Source organism: Nonomuraea cavernae, assembly GCF_040655715.1.
Taxonomy (GTDB): Bacteria; Actinomycetota; Actinomycetes; order Streptosporangiales; family Streptosporangiaceae; genus Nonomuraea; species Nonomuraea cavernae_A.
On record NZ_JBFAKL010000010.1, the window covers coordinates 103,853 to 123,896 of the forward strand.

The 20,044-nt window shown below is 70.5% G+C and carries 14 protein-coding genes and 1 pseudogene; 7 read left to right on the top strand and 8 right to left on the bottom strand.

Annotated elements, in window-relative coordinates; genetic code table 11:
* Positions 1–95: 95 nt before the first annotated feature.
* The gene (locus AB0I38_RS16855; protein ID WP_358467965.1) at positions 96–497 is read left to right on the top strand and encodes a hypothetical protein; all 402 of its coding nucleotides are present in this window, start codon (positions 96–98) and stop codon (positions 495–497) included.
* Between the two features lie 67 nt (positions 498–564).
* Here the strand turns inward: AB0I38_RS16855 and AB0I38_RS16860 are convergent, their stop codons facing one another.
* Positions 565–1,647 carry an alpha/beta hydrolase gene (locus AB0I38_RS16860; protein ID WP_358467968.1) on the bottom strand — a complete coding sequence of 361 codons (1,083 nt, stop codon included), beginning with the start codon at positions 1,645–1,647 and terminating at the stop codon, positions 565–567.
* 176 nt (positions 1,648–1,823) lie between these two features.
* Here AB0I38_RS16860 and AB0I38_RS16865 point away from each other — a divergent pair, with 176 nt between their 5' ends.
* Entirely contained in the window at positions 1,824–2,177 is a 354-nt protein-coding gene (locus tag AB0I38_RS16865; RefSeq protein ID WP_358467971.1) for a cupin domain-containing protein, read from the top strand.
* 158 nt (positions 2,178–2,335) lie between these two features.
* Here AB0I38_RS16865 and AB0I38_RS16870 read toward each other — a convergent pair whose 3' ends face one another.
* Positions 2,336–3,109, bottom strand: a complete 774-nt coding sequence (locus tag AB0I38_RS16870) for a protein-L-isoaspartate O-methyltransferase family protein (RefSeq protein WP_358467974.1) — start codon at positions 3,107–3,109, stop codon at positions 2,336–2,338.
* A gap of 201 nt (positions 3,110–3,310) precedes the next feature.
* Here AB0I38_RS16870 and AB0I38_RS16875 point away from each other — a divergent pair, with 201 nt between their 5' ends.
* Complete coding sequence (locus AB0I38_RS16875) at positions 3,311–4,456, top strand: RNA-guided endonuclease InsQ/TnpB family protein (protein WP_358467977.1); 1,146 nt, start codon at positions 3,311–3,313, stop codon at positions 4,454–4,456.
* A 54-nt stretch (positions 4,457–4,510) separates the two neighbouring features.
* On the opposite strand, the pseudogene AB0I38_RS16880 reads toward AB0I38_RS16875, so the two are convergent.
* Positions 4,511–4,783 (bottom strand): annotated as a pseudogene (locus AB0I38_RS16880) (lasso peptide biosynthesis B2 protein); the annotation flags it as partial.
* Between the two features lie 215 nt (positions 4,784–4,998).
* Here AB0I38_RS16880 and AB0I38_RS16885 point away from each other — a divergent pair.
* Together AB0I38_RS16885 and ccrA are read left to right on the top strand one after the other, a co-directional pair.
* Entirely contained in the window at positions 4,999–11,262 is a 6,264-nt protein-coding gene (locus AB0I38_RS16885) for an SDR family oxidoreductase (RefSeq protein ID WP_436838754.1), read from the top strand.
* The gene (gene ccrA, locus AB0I38_RS16890; RefSeq protein WP_358467983.1) at positions 11,259–12,560 is read left to right on the top strand and encodes a crotonyl-CoA carboxylase/reductase; all 1,302 of its coding nucleotides are present in this window, start codon (positions 11,259–11,261) and stop codon (positions 12,558–12,560) included. Before AB0I38_RS16885 ends, ccrA begins: the two co-directional genes overlap by 4 nt.
* Here the strand turns inward: ccrA and AB0I38_RS16895 are convergent.
* The 4 genes from AB0I38_RS16895 to AB0I38_RS16910 all read right to left on the bottom strand — a co-directional run bounded on the left by AB0I38_RS16895 (position 12,541) and on the right by AB0I38_RS16910 (position 16,893).
* Entirely contained in the window at positions 12,541–13,728 is a 1,188-nt protein-coding gene (locus AB0I38_RS16895) for a helix-turn-helix domain-containing protein (protein WP_358467986.1), read from the bottom strand. The two genes, ccrA and AB0I38_RS16895, sit on opposite strands and share 20 nt — an antisense overlap.
* 63 nt (positions 13,729–13,791) lie before the next feature.
* A complete protein-coding gene (locus AB0I38_RS16900) occupies positions 13,792–13,992 on the bottom strand; it encodes an EF-hand domain-containing protein (RefSeq protein WP_358467989.1) in 201 nt (66 codons plus the stop codon).
* 145 nt (positions 13,993–14,137) lie between these two features.
* Positions 14,138–15,046, bottom strand: coding sequence for a Fic family protein (locus AB0I38_RS16905; RefSeq protein WP_358467991.1), 909 nt, complete (start codon positions 15,044–15,046; stop codon positions 14,138–14,140).
* A 302-nt stretch (positions 15,047–15,348) separates the two neighbouring features.
* Positions 15,349–16,893, bottom strand: a complete 1,545-nt coding sequence (locus AB0I38_RS16910) for a M28 family metallopeptidase (RefSeq protein WP_358467993.1) — start codon at positions 16,891–16,893, stop codon at positions 15,349–15,351.
* Positions 16,894–17,084: 191 nt separating this feature from the next.
* On the opposite strand from AB0I38_RS16910, the gene AB0I38_RS16915 reads away from it, so the two are divergent.
* Complete coding sequence (locus tag AB0I38_RS16915) at positions 17,085–18,749, top strand: alpha-amylase family protein (protein WP_358467996.1); 1,665 nt, start codon at positions 17,085–17,087, stop codon at positions 18,747–18,749.
* Positions 18,750–19,242: 493 nt separating this feature from the next.
* A complete protein-coding gene (locus tag AB0I38_RS16920) occupies positions 19,243–19,395 on the top strand; it encodes a hypothetical protein (RefSeq protein ID WP_358467999.1) in 153 nt (50 codons plus the stop codon).
* A gap of 220 nt (positions 19,396–19,615) precedes the next feature.
* On the opposite strand, the gene AB0I38_RS16925 is transcribed toward AB0I38_RS16920, so the two are convergent.
* A complete protein-coding gene (locus AB0I38_RS16925; RefSeq protein ID WP_358468002.1) occupies positions 19,616–20,041 on the bottom strand; it encodes a VOC family protein in 426 nt (141 codons plus the stop codon).
* Positions 20,042–20,044 lie beyond the last annotated feature (3 nt).

Here is a 20,044-nt window from a genome sequence, read left to right on the forward strand (position 1 = left end):
CCGCCATGGGTGGACGCGATATATCTTGACCTAGGGATGCAACGCGACATATCGTGTCTTTCGCGCGATGTGTCTCGCCCCTGGAGGACGATCCCTTGAACGAGTTGGTGCCTGTCCTGGTTGTCGTCTTCGTCGTCGTCCTCGTCCTGCTGTCGGTCCTGCAACTGGCGCTCGTGTGCGGCGCGCCATGGGGGAGCCTTGCGTGGGGCGGGCAGCACCGGGTCCTCCCGGGGCCGCTGCGGGTCGGCAGCGGTGTCGCGCTGGTGCTCTATGTCGTGTTCGCAGTCGTGGTCCTGGACCGGGTCGGCTGGATCGACGTAGTGGCGGAGCCCGTCGCGGTTGTCGGCACCTGGGCGGTGTTCGGGTTCGCCGCGCTCAGCGTCATCCCCAACGCGGTGTCCCGAAGCAAGCCGGAGCGGTACGTCGGAACATCCGCCGCGTTCCTGCTCGCGGCGGCCAGTCTCGTCGTCGCGCTCAGCGGGGCGTCGACGACGTGACATCGTTTCAACCGTGCGTGGGATGGAGCGCCGGACGACGCGACAGCGATGGCGTCCCGTGGCCTCGTCAGCCCGGATCCAGCCGCCAGTCGCCGCCGGACGTCTCCGTCGGCGACGGGACCGGGGCGGTGCCGCCGCCCCGGAGGCCGAGGGCCGACAGGATCATCGGGTAGGAGTTCTTGAACTCGCGGGTCCAGTACGGCCAGGTGTGCGTGCCGTTTCCGTACAGGTGCAGCGTGTGCGGGATGCCGAGCTTCTTCAGGCGCTTGCTGAGCGCCTTGGCCGTGTAGGCCGACAGGGGCTCGCCCAGGTGGGCCGGGTGCCAGGGGGAGCCCGGCGGGTCCAGCGGGCCGTTGAAGCTGTTGGTGCCGCTGGACAGGTAGATCCGCACGCCCTTCAGGTTGGGCGCCAGCACCAGCGGGTCGTTGGCGGCCCACACCTTGCGGTCGCGCAACGGGTCACCCCAGAGCGCGAGCGGGTCCTGCTTCTCGCTGGCCTGGGCGTTCATGATGACGGCCGGGATGCCGGGCAGCTCGGTGGCCAGGATGCCGCTGTAGGCGCCGGCGAAGCGGAACATCCCCGGGTAGCGGGCGGCGTACTTGATCGCGCCGTACGCGCCCATCGACAGGCCCGCGATCGCCCGCCGGGTGCCGGCCCGGTAGCCGAGCTCCAGCAGTCGCCGTACCTCGTCGGTGTGGAACGTCGCCCACGCCGGGGTGCCGCCCCGGCCGCCGTTGTGCCAGTCGGTGTAGTTGCCGGCCCGCCCCGCCTCGGGCATGACCACGATCGCGTCCAGCTTCGCGGTGTAGGCGGCCACGTCCGTCATCCTGGTCCACGACGTGTAGTCGTCGGCGCCGCCGTGCAGTAGGTAGAGCACCGGCCAGGTGCGCTGGGCGGTCTTCGACCAGCCTTCGGGCAGAAGCAGGCGGACCGGGGTCAGCTTGCCGGTCGACGGCGACGAGATGAGCAGGTCGAGCATGCGCGGGCTCAGCCGCCGCTCGCTCACGACGCGGGCGCCGCCTGGCAGCGCCTTCTGGCCGGGCGCGTAGCTCTTCGGCGGCGTGGGATCGGCTACGGCCGGGGTGGCGCTCGCGCCGACGAGGAGCGCCGTGGCCAGGGCCAGCAGGGCCGAGAGGGGGCGCGATCGCATGAGGGCTCCCGGTTCGCATGGGAAATGCCAGGGCCCAGGTGACGTTAGAGGTCACGGCCATGCCGAGCTATGACCTGAAGCAACGAAATAGCGCGAGAGCTTGCGCCTTGCCGTACAAATCCGGATTAACCCTGGACGGCCTGAGAGAGAGACTGGCGGTGAGGAAGGGAGACGTCATGATCGAAGTGAAGAGCATCGACAAGCCGGACGAGCGCCGTGACTTCCCGATGGGGCACCTCGACGTCTGCTACCTGACGGGCCTCACCTTCGGCGTGGGTACGTTCGAGCCAGGGTGGCGCTGGTCGGAGTCCGTACGACCGATCGTGGGCACCGAGTCGTGCGAGGTCCACCACAACGGCTTCGTCGCCCAGGGCAGGCTCCGGTTCCTGATGGACGACGGTACCGAGGCCGAGGTGGGACCGGGAGAGGCCTTCGTCTGCCCGCCCGGACACGACGCCTGGGTCGTGGGTGACGAGCAGGCCATCGTGTACGACTTCGCGGGCGGGGCCGCGGACTACGCCAGGGCGTAAACACATGTGGGGATCCTTTGCGAGCGTCGGGGCCGACGAGCTCGACTGTCAGGGCAGGGTGGGACGGACGGCCCAGCCGCCGTGGTCGTTGTGGAGGACAGGTCGCATCTGGTCGAGCCCGGGCCTGCCTCGCTCGTGCCACTGACGGGCCCAGGCGGTCAATAGAAGTCCGCGGCATCGTCCTGCTCATCCAAAGGTCCGGCGGCTTGGCGCCGGGACGTCACCAACTGCTGGAGAAGCTCGCTTTCGTTCTGGCCACCGCCGGAGCGCAGCCATCGCGCGGACAGCCACCACGGCCGCTCGTCGGCGTCGCGAGTCAGAGCGTCCACCCCACGGGGTGGCACGATCCACTGATCGAGGATCTCCGGTGAGGCCTCGGCGAACCCTGCCTGCAGGAGTCGATCGGCGGTGAGCGACGCGTGGTGCTCGCCGCGGTGGACGCGAACGACGAGGAAAGTCTTGGCGAGGTCCGTCACCTGAACAGGAGTCACCATGATCGCCCCAGGGACGGTCTGGCGCGCCCACATGTGCGGGATACGCTCCAGGCTGGCCCAGGCGATGATGCGATCCACCGGGTGGCCGGCGACGCTGATGACGCCGTCGCCAGAGAGCAGGGTGATGTTGGCGCGCCCATCGGCGCGCAGTCGCTGCGCGGCGCGGCGGGTGAGATCCGGGTCGATGTCGATGGAGGTGACGTGGCCAGTGTCGCCGACCAGGTGAGACAGCAGAGCGGTGGAGTAGCCGGATCCGGTGCCGATTTCCAGGATGCGATGCCCGGGTGCCACCTGAAGCAGGTCCAGCATGGTCGCGATGATCTCGGGGGCGGAGGTCTGGGGCAGTTTGGAGCCATCGCCCTGCAGCGTGTAGCGGATTTCTGTGACGTGGTGGAGGGCGTGCTGGACAGTTGGGCTGAAGGTCATCGCGGTGGCCACGGCAGTGTCCCCTTACGGTCGGGAGTCGGTTCAGCGTGATCTGGCGTGGAACCCTGGGCGTTCACGCCCGGGAGGAAACGACAGCGCGGGAGGGCCGCCAAGGCCCGAGCGGTGCGGTGACCGGTAGGCCGTGGAGCGGCTCAGCCCGGGCGTTCTTCGTTTCCTATCCCGGTGGCATGGGTTGGCGATAATGTGTTCGAGGTGAAGCTGGTGGTGCAGGTCAGGCTCCTGCCGGCGCCTGAGCAGGCGGTGGCGCTGGAGGCGACGTTGCGCGCGGTCAACGACGCGGCCACCTGGGTTTCGGCGCTCGCCCACGACCAGCGGGTGTTTCGCAACTACGATCTGCGCAAGCACGTCTACGGGCAGATCAAGGACAGGTACGGGCTGGCGGCCCAGGCCGCGCAGCACGTCATCAAGAAGGTCACCGACGCCTACGCCACGCTGCACGCCAATCTCCGCAACGGCAATCTGGGCAGGCCCGGCTCCGCCCGGCGTGAGCGGGTCCAGGCCAAGCCGATCGTCTTTCGCCCCGGCGCGGCCCAGCCGTTCGACGACCGCTGCCTGTCCTGGCAGCTGGACGCCCGCACGGTGTCGATCTGGACCGTGGGCGGCCGGATGAAGGGCGTGGCGTTCACCGCCTCGGCCGATCAGCTCACCACGCTCGCCGCTCACCGCAAGGGCGAATCCGACCTGGTGTATCGCGACGGCATGTGGTTCCTCATCGCCACCTGCGACCTGCCGGACGTGCCGGTGCGCGCGCCGGACGGATTCACCGGGGTGGATCTGGGGATCGCCAACATCGCCACCAGCACCGGCGCTGGTGTCCGCCACAGCGGCAAGACCCTGAACGCGGTCCGTCACCGCCACCGGGAGCTGCGCCGCCGCCTGCAGGCCAAGAAGACCAAGTCCGCGAAACGGTTGCTGAAGAGACGCCGCCGCGCCGAGGCGCGTTTCGCCGCTGACATCAACCACGTCATCGCCAAGCGCATCGTGACCGAGGCTGCACGCACCGGGCGGGGCATCGCGCTGGAGGATCTCCAGGGCATCCGCGACCGGGTACGGCTCCGCAAGCCCCAGCGGGTCACGCTGCATTCATGGAGCTTCCACCAGCTCGGCCGGTTCATCGCCTACAAGGCGGCTCGCGCCGGTGTCGCCGTGGTCTGGGTAGATCCGGCCTACACCTCGCAGGCCTGCTCGGCCTGCGGGCATGTGGACAAGAAGAACCGGCCCGGCCAGGCCCGCTTCGCCTGTACGTCGTGCGGCTTCGCTGAGCACGCCGACGTCAACGCAGCTCGTAACATCGCCGCACGCGGTGTCACCAGCTGGGCAGTGAGTCACGCTGCCTGACGCGGACCAAACCGTCGAAACCACCGACGGCGAGGAGCTGCAAGCTCAACCCCTTCAGGGCTGAGAAGCTGACATTCGGAGCAGCAGGTGGTAGGGCCGGTCAGGGTTAGGCGGTTCGCCAGCGGCTCCGGTAGCGGTCTCGATCCAGGCATGCGCTGCGTAGGGCTGCATGCGCGCCCCTATGCACACGTACACGCGTCGGCCGCGAACTGCCGCGGTCAGCATGGCGGCCAGGGCGTTCTCCAAGCAGGCGGCCCGCCCCGGCATCCAGTGTCCCGCCCAGCGGGCCGCCTCGGATGCGATTTGGGCCTGCGGCTTGCCGGCAGCGCCGCTGTAGTTCGTCGAACCGCCGCTCGATCTGGCTGATCCACGACGATCAGGTGCGCCGCGCCGGGGTTATCACCGGCGTGACAAATCGCTCCCGAGGAATGTTCGGTACGGACCTGCCCCCGGCCTGGAATGTCTGGGTATGTTGGCCGACCATCCGGCCTCAGGGAGCGCTCGTGAACGCACTCGGCGAAGGCGAGATCCGCCACTTCCTCATGGAACGGATCGGACTCCGCTGTGCCGAGCAGGTCGATCCGGATCGGCCGTTGGAGGAGTACGGCCTGTCCTCGCGGGACGCGGTGGCGATCGCGGGCGAGCTGTCCGAGTTGCTGGGGCGTGAGCTGGCTCCGACGCTGGTGTGGGAGCACCCCACGATCGACCGCCTGGCCCGCGCGCTCGCCGCCCCCGAGTCCCTGGCGGCCGAGACCGGCGGCCGGGCTTCGGTGGCCGAGATCGACGGCCGGGCTCCGGCGGCCGAGATCGACGGCCGGGCTTCGGTGGCCGGAACTGACGGCCGGACTCTGGCGGCCGGAGCCGAGGGCCGGACTTCTCCCGCCGGGGCCGGACGCCGGGACGAGTGGGTGTCACGCGAGGAGCCTGTCGCCGTGGTGGGCCTGGGCTGCCGGGTGCCGGGAGCGCACGGGCCCGAGGCGTACTGGGAGCTGCTGCTCGACGGGCGCGACGCCGTCGGCGAGGTGCCGGCGGGCCGGTGGGAGGCGTTCGACGACGGCTCGGCGCGCACCGAGGAGGTGCTGGCCGGGACGACCAGGCACGGCGGGTTCCTCGGCGACGTGGCCGGGTTCGACGCCGGGTTCTTCGGCATCGCGCCAGGTGAGGCGGCGGTGATGGACCCGCAGCAGCGCCTGCTCCTGGAGACCGCATGGGAGGCGCTGGAGCACGGCGGCATCGCGCCCCGGTCGCTGGCCGGCAGCCGCACCGGCGCCTTCGTCGGCATCTCGGCCGCCGAGTACGCCTACCTGACCAGCGCCGACCTGTCCGGCGTGGACGCCTGGACCGCGACGGGCGCGGCGCTCAGCATCGCCGCGAACCGCCTGTCCTACCTGCTCGACCTGCGCGGCCCGTCCATGGCGGTGGACACCGCCTGCTCGTCCTCGCTCGTCGCCACCCACCTCGCGGTCGGGGCCCTGCGGTCGGGGGAGTGCGACCTGGCGCTCGCCGCCGGGGTCAACCTGCTGCTGTCGCCGCTGGTCACGGTGGCCTTCGACCGGGGCGGAGGGACGGCGCCGGACGGGCGGTGCAAGGCGTTCGACGCCTCGGCCGACGGGATGACGCGTGCCGAGGGGTGCGGCGTGGTCGTGCTGAAGCGCCTCACGGACGCCCGGCGCGACGGCGATCGGGTGCTGGCCGTGATCCGGGCGACGGGCGTCAACCAGGACGGCCGCTCCAACGGCCTGGTCGCGCCCAGCCCGCAGGCGCAGGAGGCGTTGCTGCGCCAGGTCTACGCCGATCTGGACCGCGGCCCCGACTACATCGAGGCGCACGGCACCGGCACCTACCTCGGCGACCCCATCGAGGCCCGCGCCATCGCCGTCGCCTTACCCGGCCCGGTGCTCCTGGGCTCCGCCAAGACCAATCTCGGTCATCTGGAGGCGGCCGCGGGGATCGCCGGGCTGATCAAGACCGTGCTGGCGCTGCACCACGGGGTGATCCCGGCGAGCCTTCACTTCCGGCAGCCCAACCCGCACATCCCCTGGGACGCTCTCCAGGTCGTCACCACACCGACCCGCTGGCCGCGCCACCCGGCCCGCGCCGGGGTGTCCTCGTTCGGGTTCGGCGGCACCAACGCCCACGTCGTCCTCGACACCGCCCCGGAGGCGCCGGCGGGCGCGGCGCCGGGCGACGGTCCCGCGAAGCGGGTGTTCGTCCTCACTGACACCACCGCGGACCGCGTCCGAGAGTACGCCCGGACGCTCGCGAGCCGGTGCCCGGACCTGCCCGGCCTGGCAGACCTGCCCGGCCTGGGCGACCTGGCCCACACGCTCGCCCGGCGCGCGGGCCGGGGCCGGTCGGCCGCCGCCGTGGTGGCCGGGACACCGGACGAGCTCGCGTCCGCTCTCCGAGACGCCGCCCCCGTCACGGTTCCCCGGACGGCGAAGGGGCCGGTGTGGGTGTTCAGCGGGTACGGCTCGCAGTGGCCCGCCATGGGCCGCCGCCTCTACGACCGGGAGCCGCCGTACCGGCAGGCGATCGACGAGCTGGCGCCCCTGCTCATGGCCGAGGCAGGGATCGACGTCCACGACCCCGACCCGGTCGGCGTGGCGACCGTCCAGCCGGTGATCTTCGCCGTCCAGGTGGCCCTGGCCAGGCTCTGGCGCGCCTACGGCATCGAACCCGCCGCCGTCATCGGCCACTCCATGGGCGAGGTGGCCGCCGCCGTGGTCGTGGGCGCGCTGGATGTGCACGACGGTGTACGGGTCAGCTGCCGCCGCGCCCGCCTCCTGGGCAGCCTGGGCGGTGGCGGCGCGATGGCCGTGGTGGGTGTGCCCGCCTGCGAGGTGCCCGGCGACCTGCACGTGGCCGTGCACACCTCACCGAGGCAGACCGTCGTCACGGGCGATCCCGGGCGGGTGGCGGCGTACACGGCCGAGCTGACCGACCGTGGTGTGTTCGCCCGGACCCTCACCACGGCCGGGGCCGGACATTCGCCCCAGGTCAAACCCCTCCTCCCGCTGATCAGAGACGAACTCGCCGCCATCACGCCCGGTAAGGCGCGCCTGCCGTACTACTCCACCGTCTTCGACGACCCGCGTGAGCAGCCCGCCTTCGAGGCCGCCTACTGGGCCGCCGGCGTTCGCCGCCCGGTCCGTCTCACGCAGGCCGTCCGGGCCGCCCAGGAGGACGGCTTCACCGTCTTCACCGAGATCAGCCCGCACCCTGTCCTGGCCCAGCCCCTGCACGACACCCTCACGACGTCCGGGGGATCCGTCCCGGGCCGGTCCGTGGACGACACGAGGTCCAGGGGGACCGCCCCGTGCCGCTCTTCGGACGACACGAGGTCCGTCTCCGCCGGGTCCGTCCTGGTCACGCACTCGCTGGAACGCGACCACGACGAGGCCTTCCACGCGCAACTCGCCGCCGTGGCCGCCGTCGTCACCCCCAGGACGCGGGGCCGTGTCGTGGACGTGCCGCGCCCGGCGTGGCGGCACACCCGGCACTGGGTCGCGCCGCACCGGCGCCCCTCCGGTCACCGGCTGCTCGGCGCGCACGTCGAGACCCCCGCCGGGCACGCCTGGACGACCACGCTCGACGATCTCACCGACGCTCCCTGGCGGCTGCCCCCACAGGACTGGCACCGCGACGGCCACCCCGTGCTCCCTCTCGCCGCCGTGGCCCGGCTCGCGCACGCCGCCGCCCGCGAGGCGTACGGCGAGACCGAACTCCACGACGTGATCCTGCACGCGCTGCTGCCGCTGCCCGCTCGCGTCACTGTCACGCTGACGGGTACGCGGATCGAGCTCACCGCGAAGAACGCGGCCGGCGCCTGGACCGTCGTCGGCACCGCCCGTCTGATCCCGGCGGGCATCGGGCCGCACGGGGTCATCGACCCGGTTTCGGCGGGGCCGGGGTCGGACGGGGTTGCCGGTCCCGCTTCGGCGGTGACCGGGCTGGACGGAGCGCTGGAGAGGGTGGCGCGGGTCATGACGTCCGGGGAGTTGGAGGGGGTCGAGGCGGGGGAGGCCGCGGCCGTTCCCGTCTCCCTGGAGAGCAAGCTGGTCCAGCGCGTCTGGGTCCCCGCGCCGCAGGAGGGCGGCCCGGTCGCGCCACCGGTCACGTGGCTGGTGGCGGAGACGGGCGATCCACGAGTGCCACGCCTCCGCACGATGCTGAACCTCCCCGCGACCCGGGACCTCCCCGCGACCCGGGACCTGTCTGCGACGCGGGACCTGTCTGCGACGCTGGGCCTTCCCGTGACGATGGACCTCTCCGTGAGGCGGAGTCTCTCAGCGTCCTCTGAGGTGCTGGACGGTGGGCACGGGATCGTGCTGGTGCCCAGGGGCCTCGATCCTGAGGCCGCGCAGCGGTATGTCCTGGACGTGGCGAGGCTCGCTGTTCGCGGGGGCAGGCTCACGGTCGTGACCGAGCGGGCCCAGGCGGTGGACGACGGGGAGCCTGGGGATCCGGGTGGGGCGGCGCTGCGCGGGCTGGTGAGGGTGCTGGGGTTCGAGCATCCGGAGAGCCGCGTGACGCTGCTGGACGTGGACGAACTCGGCGCGCTGACCCGGGAACTCGCGCACGACTCAGCCGACGACGAGGTGGCCTGGCGCGCAGGGGTGCGCCACGCGGCTCGGCTGCGGCGGATGGCGCTGCCGCCCGTCCGGGCCCTGCCGGTCGTCGGCGAGGGCGCGTACCTGATCACTGGTGGGTACGGCCGGCTCGGGCTGATCGCCGCCCGCTGGCTGGCGGAGCGCGGCGCGACGCGTGTCGTGGTCAACGGACGTTCGGAGCGGGCCGCCGTGCCGGAGGGCGTGCGGGTGGTCGCCGGCGACCTCGCCGCGCCCGGCACGGCCGAGCGGCTGGTCGCCGCCGCCACCGAGGGCGGGGTACGGCTGCGTGGCGTCATCCACGCCGCCGGAGTTCTCGACGACCGGCTGGCGGCCGACCTCGATCGCGACAGTCTCGACCGGGTGTGGGCGGCGAAGGTACGCGGCGGGCTGCGGCTGCACCAGGTCACCGAGGGACTGGACCTGGACTGGTGGGTCGCCTTCTCCTCGGCCGCCGCGCTGCTCGGCTCGCCCGGCCAGGCCGCCTACGCCGCCGCCAACGCCTGGCTGGACGCGCTCTGCGCGCTGCGCAGGTCCAGAGGGCTGCCCGCGATCTCCATCAACTGGGGAACGTGGGCCGGGGCGGCCGCGATGCCCGCCGTCGAACCGCTGACTCCCGCCGAGGGTGTGGAGGCGCTGGAGGCGCTGATCCAGCGGAACCTGTCTGCGGGCGTGGTCAGACTGGACGCCGAGATGGCGGCCAGGGTGTTCCCGGGGATCGCCCGCATGCCGTACTTCTCGGACGTCGCCGACGTGAGCCCACGGGGCGCGGGCGACCTCGCGGAGCTCGCCCCGGACGAGGCGGTGCGCGTCATCACCGGCAAGGTCCGCGAACGGGCCGCCGCCGTGCTCGGCGTGGAGCCGGGCCTGCTCGCCGCGGACACCGTTCTCACCGACCTGGGGCTCGACTCGCTCGCCGCGACCCGGCTGCGCGGCACCGTCGAGTACGACTTCGGTGTCGTGATCCCCGCCGCCCCCCTGCTGAATGGCGCCACCCTGGGTGAGCTGGCCTCGGCCGTGGCCACCGGGCTCGACCTGACCACGGCCCCCGGCACGGAGCCGCCTGCGAACACCTCGGACGGAGGCGCCTCGACCTCGGCCACGTCGCCGGCCACGTCGCCGCCCATGTCGCCGGCCGCTCGGCCGCCACGAGTCGAGCCGGGGGACGCGGCGGAGCGGCAGGTTGAGCCGAGGGACGCGGCGGAGCGGCAGGTCGTCCGGGTGCTGGCGGGCCTGCTCGGCCGCGAGCCGTCGGTCACCGAGCCGGTGGAACCGGAGGTGCTGGCCATGGCCCTTGACCGGCTCGCCAAGGAGCTCGGCAAACCGATGGTGGGCGGCCTGAACGGCGTCAGCGCGGCCGAGATCGCGGAGGCGGTCCGGGAGGTCGAAGAGGGTGAGGCCAGGCGTGGCCTGATTCGGCGGCTGACCGAGAAGCCGGGCAGGCCGCTGTTCCTGGCGCATCCGGCCGGTGGCACGACCGGCGTCTACAGCCTGCTGGCCGACCGGCTGGGGGTCCCGGTGCTGGGGCTCGAACGGTTCGACGGAGCCGGCCGGCTGGACGTGGCCGAGCGGGCGAACCGCTACGCCGAGGCCATCCGGGAGACCTGCGCGGGGCCGTACCGGATCGGGGGGTGGTCGTTCGGGGGGATCCTGGCGTTCGAGATCGCGCGGCGGCTCGACGGCGTGGAGCTGGTGGCGATGATCGACTCAGGGCTGCCGGACCGCGTCGACGAGGAGGAGCGGCGCGAGCTGGACGCCCAGAGATATATCGATTTTTCGGGCTATCTGGGTGAGACCTACGGCGTGGACGTGCGCCTGGAGCCGGCCGAGCTGCGCGCCCTGGACGACCCCGGCCGGCTCGCCCTGGTCGAGGAACGGATCGCCGCGTCGGGCGTGCTCGGCCTGCTGAGCCCCGCCATCCTGCGCCACCAGATCACCTCCCACGAGGACACTCGGGCCATCGAGCGCTACCGGCCGGGGCCGTACCAGGGCAGGGTCGTCCTCTACCGCTCGACCGAACCCACACCCTGGGCGGTGGAGGACACCCGATACGCCCACGAGGACGACCCGGCCAGGGGCTTCGCGGCGTACAGCAGTGGGCTGGAGATCGTCGAGATCCCCGGATCGCACCACCTCAACCTGCTCGATCCCCCGTACGTAGAGGTCATCGCCGAGCACCTGGAGGCACTGTTATGACGCTGGCACAGGCCGTGGTGGCGGGCGCGGAGCCCGACGAGCTGGCCCGCCTGGAGGTGCCGTCCACCTACAACGCGGCCCACCTCCGCAAGGACGAGGTCGGCATGTTCGACGACATCAACGACAAAGATGACAAGGACGTCCGCAGGTCGATGCACGTCGGCCAGGTGCCGATGCCCGAGCTGGCGCCCGACGAGGTGCTGGTGGCCGTGATGGCCAGCGCGATCAACTACAACACGGTCTGGTCGGCGATGTTCGAGCCGATTCCGACGTTCGCGTTCCTGGAGCGGTTCGGGCGCACCGACCCGCGGCACGACCTGCCCACGCACGTGCTCGGGTCCGACGCCTCCGGGGTCGTGGTCAGGGTCGGCGCGGCCGTACGACACTGGCGGATCGGCGATCGGGTGGTGACCAGCCCGGCGTACATCGACGGCGAGGACCCGATCGTCCAGCACGACGGGATGCTGGCGGCCGACCTGCGCGCGTGGGGCTTCGAGACCAACTTCGGCGGGCTGGCCGAGTTCGCGGTGGTCAAGGCGACCCAGCTGCTGCCCAAGCCGAGGCACCTGAGCTGGGAGGAGGCGGCGTGCAACCTGCTGTGCGCGTCGACCGCCTACCGGATGCTGGTGGGCGAGCGCGGCGCGCGGATGAAGCAGGGCGACGTGGTGCTGCTGTGGGGCGCGGCGGGCGGACTCGGCGGCTACGGCGTGCAGCTCGTCAGGAACGGCGGCGGCATCCCGGTCGGCATCGTCGGCTCGCCGGAGAAGGCCGAGTTGCTCGGCCGGATGGGATGCGCGCACGTCATCGACCGCTCGCAGTTCGACGACCTGAGCGACGAGAAGGGCTGGCGCAGGCTCGGCGCTGAGGTGAGGCGGCTGGTGGGTGAGGACCCGGCGATCGTGTTCGAGCACACCGGCAGGGAGACGTTCGGCGCGTCGGTCTACGTGGCCCGGCGCGGAGGGTCCGTGGTGACCTGCGGCTCCTCCAGCGGGTACGCGCACACGTACGACAACCGGCACCTGTGGATGAAGCTCAAGCGCGTCATCGGCTCCCACGGCGCGAACTACCAGGAATGCCACGAGGTCAACCGGCTCATCTCGCTCGGCATGGTCCATCCCACGCTCTCGGCCGTCTACCCCTTGACCGGGGCCGCCGAGGCGACGCGGGCCGTACAGGTCAACCAGCACGTGGGCAAGGTCGGCGTGCTCGCGCTCGCGCCGGAGCCAGACCTCGGCATCGAGGACCACGCGCTGCGCGAGCGGGTCGGCGAGGACCGGCTCAGGCTCTTCCGCTCGTGAGCAGCGCCTGCCGGGCGCGCAGCACGATCTCCAGCTCGAAGCGGATGTCGGGGTCGGCGAGCTGGTCGCCGTAGAGCTCCTCCAGCTGGCGCAGCCGGTAGCGGACGGTCTGCGGGTGCACGTGCAGGCGCGCCGCGACCTCGCCCGCGCCCCTGCCGTGACGCAGCCAGGCCAGCAGCGTTTCGGCCAGGCGGTCCTGCTGGCCCGGCCGCAGGTGCGCGAGCGGCGCCAGCCGGGCCTCGGACAGCGTGTTGACCAGCTCCTCGTCCTTGAACACGACCAGCGCGGCCATGTGGTCGGCGCAGCGGAGCAGGCCGCGCGGCAGCACGCCGCGCCGTGACAGCTCCAGCGCCTCGCCGGCCCACCGCAGCGAGGTGGCGGCGGCGGTCAGGGACACGGCGGGACCGATGGCGGCCCGGTGCCCGCGTAGCGCGGTGTCCAGCAACTGGCCCTGGCCGGGGCCGTTGGGGTCGGGCACCAGCAGGCACGGGGTGGGCCGGTCGAGGCCGGTCAGCACGTCGGGCGGCAGGGCCGGAGCGCGGTAGGCGCCGTGCTGGTCGCCGAGCGCCACGCAGGCGATGGTCTTCGGCAGCCGCCATCCCGCGGCCTTGGCCAGGTCGGCGATGGCCTCCGGGCTCGCGGGCGGGCGGCTGAGCAGTAGGTCGAGCAGCCGGGCCCGGCGGCGCTCGACCTCGCCCGCCGCGTGCGCCCTGGCCTCGTCGAAGCCCTCGGCCGCCGCGTCGGCGAGCTGGTCGAGGTAGACGAAGATGGCCTCGCCCAGGTCGTAGAGAGACTGTGGCGAGAGCCCGAGCGGCCCGGCGAGCTCGGTCAGCCGTCGCCAGCACACACGGGCGCCGAGCCGCATCGCGGTCTGCAGGGGCTCCAAGTTGCGCCCCTCGGCGGCCTCGCCCCGGCCGATCACGCGGAACGGCTCGGGGTCCCAGGGCGCCTCGGGGTTCTCGATGTGGTCGAGGAAGCCGACGATGGCCTGCTCGACGGCGAGCCTGACCACCTTGATGTAGACCTCGTCGGATGGCCGGGCGTACTCGGGGATGCGGGCCTGGATCTCCTCGATCACCTCTTCGGAGACGCGGCCGATGCCGGCCCTGAGCGTCTTCACGATCTCCGCGGGTGTCCGGGTGTCGCTGGTGTCACTCTTGTTGGCCATCGTCCCTCCTGCCGCCATTGTGACTTAGGCGACAGAAGATTTGCATAGCAAGTGCTTGTTTTGTCACTTCTGGAGAAAGGCGCCGAACTCTGTCACGTCGATCAGCCCGTCGCCGTCCTGGTCGAGCCTCTCCACCCCGGCCTGAGCCGCCTCCAACGTGATCGGCTGCCCGAGGGCCTCCATCAGCCGGACCAGCTCGTCGGCCGAGATGCGGCCGTCCTTGTCGGCGTCGATCAGGTCGAAAGTGATCGTGTAGTCGCTCATGGGGGTCCTCCTGGGAGATCCGTGTCGGTCAGACCTTAGTGGTCACGTGACGAAGTGGGTTGTTGAATGCCCCGACTTGTCGCCTTATATCACCCCAACCCCAACGAACCACGGTCCCCGCAGGGTTAGGGAGCACCTATCAGGTTCAATTCGTGCCGTCTCCCGACTTCCTGGACCGGTGCCTGTGCTTCGAAGCGCGGTAGGCGTCTACCGACTTACGTGATGATCGCCAGACACCGTCAGCGCCTTGAGTTGCGTTGAGCCGACCCCGTTGGGCGGCCTGACGCAATGCGTGGACGGTGAACTCGTCGTCAGCCAGCGCTGCCAAGGGGACCATCCGGGCCGGACCAGCCACGTTGCGTACGATGAATCGATTAAGGTTGTCCTCCATCGCGCGGGCGATCAGTTCGCCCAACGCCCCGTAATCCCCGGTGTCGGCCTGGCGTATGGCTGACAGGTAACTGTCGCGCTGCTGCTTGAACACGATGATGGGGGGATATCCCAGCCGCACCAGAATCAGGTTGAGCACCAGCCTGCCGGTGCGCCCGTTGCCGTCGATGAAGGGATGAATCCGCTCGAAGGAGTTGTGCATCCTGGCCAGTTCCTCTGGCAGAGGGTAGCCAAGATCGTCCTGGGCCTCGATCTTCTTCCCAGATCTACAGACCTCGTCCACCCACCCCTGGGTCTGGGCCGGAACGAGAGCCCACGACGGTGGCGTCATGCCCTCGGCAAAGGGGTGGATATCGTGTTCGCGGAAGTTGCCGGGCGCCTCGCGGTCTGTGGCGTTCGGATGAGGGGCCACATCCCAAACCGGTGTCATCGACATGTGGTGGATACGGCGGAGTTCGTTCAGGCTGATCAGCTGACCGTCATGCCAGGTGTCTGGCTCCAGTGCCTGGCCATAGACCCACCGCGCGGCCGCCGCGTAGCCTTGGACCTCGTTGTACTCGCGCAGTGGCTTGGCGCCGACGGCACGTCCCTGGTCCAGTAGGGCTTGGACTTCTCGTAGCACCAGAGTGTTGCCTTCCAGCGCAGTCGAATGGTGGGCTTCCAAGTGCCAGATGTCGGCCCAGATCTCCTGTGCTTCTGTGGGGCTGGGAAGGCCGCCGTACCGTTGGTTGAGTTCCCGGAGAGCTCGGTCGAGTCTGTTGTAAACCGTGGCCCGGGTTGGGCGACCTCTGCCCGCCACTGAACTCCTTGTCCGGAAGCTGGATCCGAAGTTTGATAAGCCTTCTCGGGACTCAATTGAACTTATCAAACTCGGTGGCTCTCGCGTGGCTGATGGCCGTATCACCTGGGAGGACGTACACGCGCGTAGGCGCCCGTACCTGTCAGGTACGGGCGCCAGGGATGGGGTCAGCTCAGCGCTTCGGCCGGGGCGTGACCCCGGGCGGTCGAGGAGCGGGCCGAGGACGGGGCGGACGCGGTGGCGGCGCCGATGGTGCCGGTGTTGGCGGCGTAGGTGGCCACCAGGGTCGCGATCGCGTCGGAGTTCACGTCCAGCGCCTTGTCGCTGATGTTGCGGATGTCGTCACAGGCGCTGTGGTAGCAGGGGTCGAGCGGGATGCCCGCCGTGCCACCGAAGATGGCGGCTTCTTCGGCGGTCTTGAGCTGCTCGGCCCCGGTGAACAGGCCGCCCGCCGGGATGCCGGCGGCAATGAACGGCCCGTAGTCGGAGCGGCCGGTGAACGCAGACGCGGTGAACGGCAGGCCGCGGCCGGCGAAGAACTTCTCGAAGTCCTCCTCGATCTGCGCCGAGCCCTCAGGACCGGCGGTGCCGAAGGCGTCGCCGTCGCCGTCGTAGATGCCGAAGGTGTAGTTGGGTGAGGCGATCATGTCGAAGTTGAGGTAGAGGGCGATCTTGGCCCGCTCCTCCTCCGTCAGCGTGCTCACGTAGTGCTCGGAGCCGAGCAGCCCGAACTCCTCGGCGCCCCAGAAGGCGAAGCGCACCTGGTTCTTCGGCTTGGTCTTGGCGAACTGGAGCGCGACCTCCAGGATGCCGGCGCTGCCCGAGCCGTTGTCGTTGATGCCCGGCCCCTCCTGGACGCCGTCGAGGTGCGCGCCGACCATGACCACGTTGGCCGGGTCGCCCTTCTTCGTCTGGGCGATCACGTTGTAGGTGGTCCTGACCTCGGAGATCGGGTCCCAGTTCATCTTGACCGTGGTGCCCGCGGTGGCGGCCAGTTCCTGGCCGACGGCGAAGCTGGTGAAGAAGGACGGGATCGTCACACCGGGACCGCCGAGGACCGGGTTGAGGTCGACCTCGGTACGACCCTCCTGGCCCTCGTTGAAGACGATGGCGCCGGCGGCGCCCGCGGCCATGGCGTTGTCCACCTTGACGCGGAAGTTGCAGGTGCCGCGCTGCATGAGGGCGACGTTGCCGGGGACGAACCCGGTGAAGTCGGTCGCCTCACAGCCTGAGGTCGAGCTGTTGGCCGCCGGGCCGGGCGGCAGCACGAGGTCGACGGCCTGGATCGTGCCAGTCGCCGAGCCGGCGGGCGAGTCGCCCATGGCCACGTAGTCGCTGAAGAACCCGTAGGTGTACGCCTTGGGAGCCGGGCTGGTTCGTTCCAGGACCGGCGGCGTGACGTACCCCTCGAACTGGAACTCGAACGGCTGGATGGTCACGTTGTACCCGGCCTTGCGCAGCTTCTTGGCCACGTAGTCGCGGGAGGCGTCGAAACCTGGGGTGCCGGACACGCGCGTCCCGTTGTTGGCGTTCGCGATCGCCTGGAAGGCCCGCAGGTGCTGCTTGACGTGCTTGCCGGAGACGGCCTTGACGAGTTTGCCGACGGCGTCCTTGCCAGGGTGGGCGCTGGCCGGGCCGGCGAAGGCGACGGAGGACAGCGCGACGACGGTGACGACCGCGCCGATCATGCCCTTACGTAAGCGGGAACGCATGAATTGCTCCTCGGAAACGTTGGGGGACCCGGGTCGAAGATGCGCGCGTCTCCTGAACGTATTGATTAATCCCGTTATTGGGGAGATAGCGGATGTATCTCTTCCGTCACGGACTCAGAACGTGTCACACGAACCCGCAGGTGATCGGTAAGGACCGCATGCCCGTGCCCCAAGGGGGTAGCGGGCGGGCCATGCGACTGACCTATACCTCTGATCTGTGGTGGAAGAACGCCGTCATCTACTGCCTCGACGTGGAGACCTACAAAGACGGCAACGGCGATGGCATCGGTGATTTCCGAGGTCTGACTCAGCAGATCGACTATCTCGCCGGGCTCGGGGTGACGTGTCTCTGGCTGATGCCGTTCTTCCCGACCCCCAATCGTGACGACGGCTACGACATCACCGACTTCTACAACATCGACCCGAGGCTGGGCACGCTCGGCGACTTCGTGGAGTTCATGCGGACCGCGCACGACCGGGGGCTGCGGGTCATCGCCGACCTCGTCGTCAACCACACCTCCGACCAGCACCCGTGGTTCGTGGACGCGCGGTCCGGGAAGGACTCGCCGTACCGCGACTGGTACGTCTGGTCGGACAAGCCCGAGCCCGACCCGGAGGAGATGGTCTTCCCCGACAAGGAGGACAGCGTCTGGGAGTGGGACAAGAAGACGCGGCAGTACTACCTGCACAGCTTCTACCGCCACCAGCCCGACCTCAACGTGGGCAACCCGGCGGTGCGCGACGAGATCACCAGGATCCTCGGGTTCTGGATGGAGCTCGGGCTGTCGGGGTTCCGGGTGGACGCCGTGCCGTTCCTCATCGAGAACGTCCAGCCGAAGCTCGGCGACCCGCACGACTTCCTGGCCGACCTGCGGGCCTTCATGACCAGGCGGCAGGGCGGCTCGGTGCTGCTCGGCGAGGTCAACCTGCCCTACGACCAGCTCGTCGAGTACTTCGGCAACGGGCTCGGCGACCAGCTCAGCATGTGCTTCGACTTCATCGCCATGCAGCGCGCCTGGCTGTCGCTGGCCAGGGGCGAGGCCGAGCCGCTCGCCGCCGCGCTGCGGGAGCGGCCGAAGGCGCCGAAGGACTGCCAGTGGGCGGTGTTTCTGCGCAACCACGACGAGCTCACGCTGGACAAGCTGACCGAGGAGGAGCGTCAGGAGGTCTTCGAGGCGTTCGGCCCCGAGAAGGACATGCAGATCTTCGGCCGCGGCCTGCGCCGGCGGCTGCCGACCATGATGGGCGGCGACCTGCGGCGCATCAAGATGGCCTACAGCCTGCTCTTCTCCATGCCCGGCACCCCCGTGCTCTTCTACGGCGAGGAGATCGGCATGGGCGAGAACCTCGACGCGGAGGGGCGCATGGCGGTGCGCGTGCCCATGCAGTGGTCCGGCGACGGCGGCTTCAGCATGACCATGCCGGACCGCGAGATGACCGGCGGAGCGTTCGCGCCCGACCGCGTGAACGTGGCGGACCAGAAGCGCGACACCGACTCGCTGCTGCGCTGGTTCCAGCTGCTCATCGAGCGATACCGCGAGTGCCCCGAGCTGGCGTGGGGCGAGTACACCGTGCTGGACACGGGCAGCGCGGCGGTCCTGGCCCACCGCTGCGACGCCGACGGCGCGACGGTGGTGGTGCTGCACAACCTGAGCGACACGGCCCAGGACGTGGACCTCAAGCTCGACGGCCTGGAGAACTGCGTGCTCACCGATCTCCTGGTGGACGGCACGGCGGAGATCTCGGACCGCGGCGTCGCCCACCTGCCGCTCGGGCCGCACGGCTGCCGCTGGCTGCGCGCCTCGGAGCCGGAGATCGCCCCCGAGGACGCCTCGGCCAAGTCCAGCAACCCGTAGCCGGATAGCTGCCGACATACCGGGCAAAGGTCGAGCCGGTCACTCAGACCGGCCGGACCCACCCGATGGCCAAGGCCATGAACGCCCGTCTCGGGGCGGCCCGCCTACCAGCAGTTCGTCATCAAGACCTTGACATCCTCCCGGCTTTGAAGGGCCGGGATTCCAACCGTCGCCGGTTGGGCTTCCTGCTTCACCGCCGGTCGCCCGCCCGAGAGAGGACTCTCGTTGAGGTCTTACACCGGCTCCACAGGCGTTTCGCCTCTCCGCAAGCCCTGCGGCGAGGATGTTTCCGATCGTTCGTCCAGTGGCTTGGTCATCGCCACCGTCGAACACACTACCGAACCGTGCGGTGTCGTGCGGCGTTTTGACGGCGGTCCGCCTAGCCCTGCCCTGCTCCGCAGGGGTCCGATTCCTCCCCCGCCTGAAGGCGGGGGTGTCCTCGGAGGTTCCCGATGAAGGTCAAGGGGGAGTAGCTCGGGCTGACGAACCCGGGGTGGCCATCTGGGACAAGGCCAACGTCGAGGGCAAACTGCGCTTCACCGACCTGGTGGAGTCGGCCAGGCAGTGGGTGCCCGTCATCAGGCGGTACGGTGCCGACGTGGTCGTGGTGACCGTGCACGCCGGCGACAACGGCATGTCCTCCTAACACGCTGCTGGCGATCAAGCTGACCGGGGCGCAGCTCAAGGAGTACCTGGAGTACTCCGCCAAGTACTTCAACCAGCTGGCCCCCGGCGACCCCGTCGACGTGTCGCGGCTGACCAACGCCGGCAACACCCCGACTACAAACGCTCGGGCGCCGTCAGCCGCGCCCGGTCACCCCGGCTCCTCGGGAGCCCTGGTCACCCCAGCTCCTCGACGAGCCCGGTCACCCCAGCTCCTCGAAGAGCGTGAGCTGCAACCCGGCCGGCCCTTCCAGGCGGGAGTTGAGTGAGTTCCACGGGGTCCGGGTCGGCTCGGCGATCACCGTGGCCCCCGCCCCGGCCAGCCGGGCCGTCGCCTCTGCCGAGTCGTCCACCTCGAACGCCACCCGGATGTGCCCCGCCACCCGGCGGCCCACCTCGACCTCGTCGATGTAGGCGGCGTTCGGGGGATCGGTGATCTCCAGCGTCGCCCGCCCCGCCTCCAGGATCGTCACCCGGCCGCCGTCGGGGGAGGCGAAGGCGCCCCGCTCGGGCAGCCCGAGGGTGTCGCGGTAGAACTCCAGTGCCTGCTCATAGTCCTCGGCCGTCACGACCAGTCGTAGCTCACGTACCGTCATGTGCCTGGACAGCATCCGGACAGATCCGTTCATTCC

Excerpts from the sequence above, each read along its gene's own strand:
- ccrA (WP_358467983.1), top strand. The coding sequence starts at position 11,259 with ATGACGCTGGCACAGGCCGTGGTGGCGGGCGCGGAGCCCGACGAGCTG.
- AB0I38_RS16885 (WP_436838754.1), top strand. The coding sequence starts at position 4,999 with ATGGAACGGATCGGACTCCGCTGTGCCGAGCAGGTCGATCCGGATCGG.
- AB0I38_RS16925 (WP_358468002.1), bottom strand. The coding sequence starts at position 20,041 with ATGAACGGATCTGTCCGGATGCTGTCCAGGCACATGACGGTACGTGAG.
- AB0I38_RS16860 (WP_358467968.1), bottom strand. The coding sequence starts at position 1,647 with ATGCGATCGCGCCCCCTCTCGGCCCTGCTGGCCCTGGCCACGGCGCTC.
- AB0I38_RS16900 (WP_358467989.1), bottom strand. The coding sequence starts at position 13,992 with ATGAGCGACTACACGATCACTTTCGACCTGATCGACGCCGACAAGGAC.
- AB0I38_RS16865 (WP_358467971.1), top strand. The coding sequence starts at position 1,824 with ATGATCGAAGTGAAGAGCATCGACAAGCCGGACGAGCGCCGTGACTTC.
- AB0I38_RS16915 (WP_358467996.1), top strand. The coding sequence starts at position 17,085 with ATGCGACTGACCTATACCTCTGATCTGTGGTGGAAGAACGCCGTCATC.
- AB0I38_RS16910 (WP_358467993.1), bottom strand. The coding sequence starts at position 16,893 with ATGCGTTCCCGCTTACGTAAGGGCATGATCGGCGCGGTCGTCACCGTC.
- AB0I38_RS16895 (WP_358467986.1), bottom strand. The coding sequence starts at position 13,728 with ATGGCCAACAAGAGTGACACCAGCGACACCCGGACACCCGCGGAGATC.